Below are 1,914 nucleotides of genomic sequence, written 5' to 3'. Positions count from 1 at the left end.
CCCCTTCCACCGCCGAGGCCCCCTCTGATTCGCAAGATTCAGAGGGGGCCTCGGCGGGCAGAGGGGGCGTCGGCCCTCGCGACGACCGGACGACCGGACGAGCGGATGCGACGACCGGACGACCGGAGAGCGTACCCGGACGCGACGACCGGACGAGACGGGCGGGCGGTCAGACCAGGCGGGACTTCGGAGACACCGAGTAGGTGTGCTCGGCGTCGCGGTTGACCGTGTCGCCCAGCGCGGTGTCGATCGCGGCGAGCGTGTCGGCGTCGAGCTTCACACCCGAGGCCTTGACGGTCTCCGCCAACTGCTCCGGACGGGAAGCTCCGACCAGCGCAGCCGCGACGTTCGGGTTCTGCAGCACCCACGCGATCGCGAGCTGCGGCATCGACAGGCCGGCTTCCTCGGCGATCGGCTTCAGACGCTGCACCGCGGTGAGGATGTCGTCCTGCAGGAAGCTCTTGATGAAGTCGGCGCCGCTGTGCGGGTCGGTCGCGCGCGAGCCCTCGGGTACCGGCTGCCCCGGCAGGTACTTGCCGCTGAGCACGCCCTGTGCCATGGGCGACCACACGATCTGCGAGATCCCGAGCTCTTCGGACGCCGGAACGACCTTGCCCTCGATGACGCGCCACAGCATCGAGTACTGCGGCTGGTTGGAGATGAGCTGGATCCCCAGCTGCTTTGCGAGTGCGTGCCCTTCACGCAACTGCTCGGCCGTCCACTCCGAGACGCCGATGTAGAGCGCCTTGCCCTGACGGACGACGTCGGCGAACGCCTGGAACGTCTCCTCGAGCGGGGTCTCGTGGTCGAAGCGGTGCGCCTGGTACAGGTCGACGTAGTCGGTGCCGAGGCGCTGCAGCGAGCCGTTGATCGACTCGAAGATGTGCTTGCGGCTCAACCCGGTGTCGTTCGGGCCCTTCGGACCGGTCGGGAAGTAGACCTTCGTGAAGATCTCGAGCCCCTCACGGCGCTGCCCCTCCAGTGCCTTGCCGAGAACGACCTCCGCAGCCGTGTTGGCGTAGGTGTCGGCGGTGTCGAAAGTCGTGATTCCCGCGTCCAGGGCGGCATGCACGGTCTTGACGGCGGCATCGTCGCCGACCTGTGAGGCGTGGGTGACCCAGTTGCCGTAGGTGATCTCCGAGACCTTGAGACCACTGTTGCCGAGATAGCGATAGTTGACCATGGATCAACGCTACTGGCTGCCCACTATGGCTGGGCCGGATGCCGGGATCTCACGACCGCCACCGCGCCGCCGACCACGATCGCGACGGCGGCGAGGGCGCTCACGACGTACAGCGGTCGGGCCCAGGGCGAGTAGTCCGCTCCGCTGATCCCGAACGTGTCGGCCAGGGCCATGCCCGCGCCGAACGACGCGACGAAGTAACCGACCGCGCCGAGCATGAGCAGCGCCAGGAACGTCATCGCAGGAACCACGGGATCCGCACGCCGGACGACCGAGACGACGGCCACCGCGACGGCCAGCGCCACGCCGATGCCGAGAACGGAGAACACGGCACCCTGGCCGAGGTTCTCCCCCGCCTCCGCCATCGCGAAACGGATCTCATTCATCGTGAGCCCCGGAGCCGCGGCGAGCGGATTCAACACGAGGATCTGCAGTGCAGCGAGCACCGCGTAGGCCAGGACGGCGAGCACGCCGACGATCGAGATCCACAGGGTTCGGCGCTGAATCCGAGTCATGCGGGTCAGCCTAAGAGGACATCCCGAGAGTCTGCCGATACTCGCGCCAGGCGGCTCCGAGACGCCGGACGCCCTCGGCGAGCACGTCGTCGGGCGCAGTGAACGGGATGCGGATGTGGTCGTCGGGCGAGGCCGCGACCGCGAAGGCCGCGCTCCCGGCGATCGAGACGCCGTGGGTGGCGGCGGTGCGGACGAGGGCCGCCGCCGAGCCTCCGG

General features: G+C 68.8%; 2 protein-coding genes and 1 pseudogene. All 3 read right to left on the bottom strand.

The genetic code is table 11. From position 1 onward, the window contains the following. Positions 1-169: 169 nt before the first annotated feature. Positions 170-1,183 (bottom strand): aldo/keto reductase family protein, encoded by a 1,014-nt coding sequence (locus L978_RS18010; RefSeq protein ID WP_047524861.1) that lies wholly within the window; start codon positions 1,181-1,183, stop codon positions 170-172. 23 nt (positions 1,184-1,206) lie between these two features. After that, positions 1,207-1,698 (bottom strand): hypothetical protein, encoded by a 492-nt coding sequence (locus L978_RS18005; RefSeq protein ID WP_047524860.1) that lies wholly within the window; start codon positions 1,696-1,698, stop codon positions 1,207-1,209. A gap of 10 nt (positions 1,699-1,708) precedes the next feature. Continuing rightward, positions 1,709-1,914: pseudogene (locus L978_RS19060) on the bottom strand (PLP-dependent aminotransferase family protein); the annotation flags it as partial.

It is taken from the genome of Microbacterium sp. ZOR0019, assembly GCF_000800925.1.
Taxonomy (GTDB): Bacteria; Actinomycetota; Actinomycetes; order Actinomycetales; family Microbacteriaceae; genus Microbacterium; species Microbacterium aurugineum.
The sequence above is the reverse complement of the archived record's forward strand: the minus strand, read 5'-3'. Positions and strand labels throughout refer to the sequence as shown.

What these genes read in the sequence shown, in the direction of transcription:
- L978_RS18010 (WP_047524861.1), bottom strand. Translation starts at nt 1,183, where the DNA reads ATGGTCAACTATCGCTATCTCGGCAACAGTGGTCTCAAGGTCTCGGAG.
- L978_RS18005 (WP_047524860.1), bottom strand. Translation starts at nt 1,698, where the DNA reads ATGACTCGGATTCAGCGCCGAACCCTGTGGATCTCGATCGTCGGCGTG.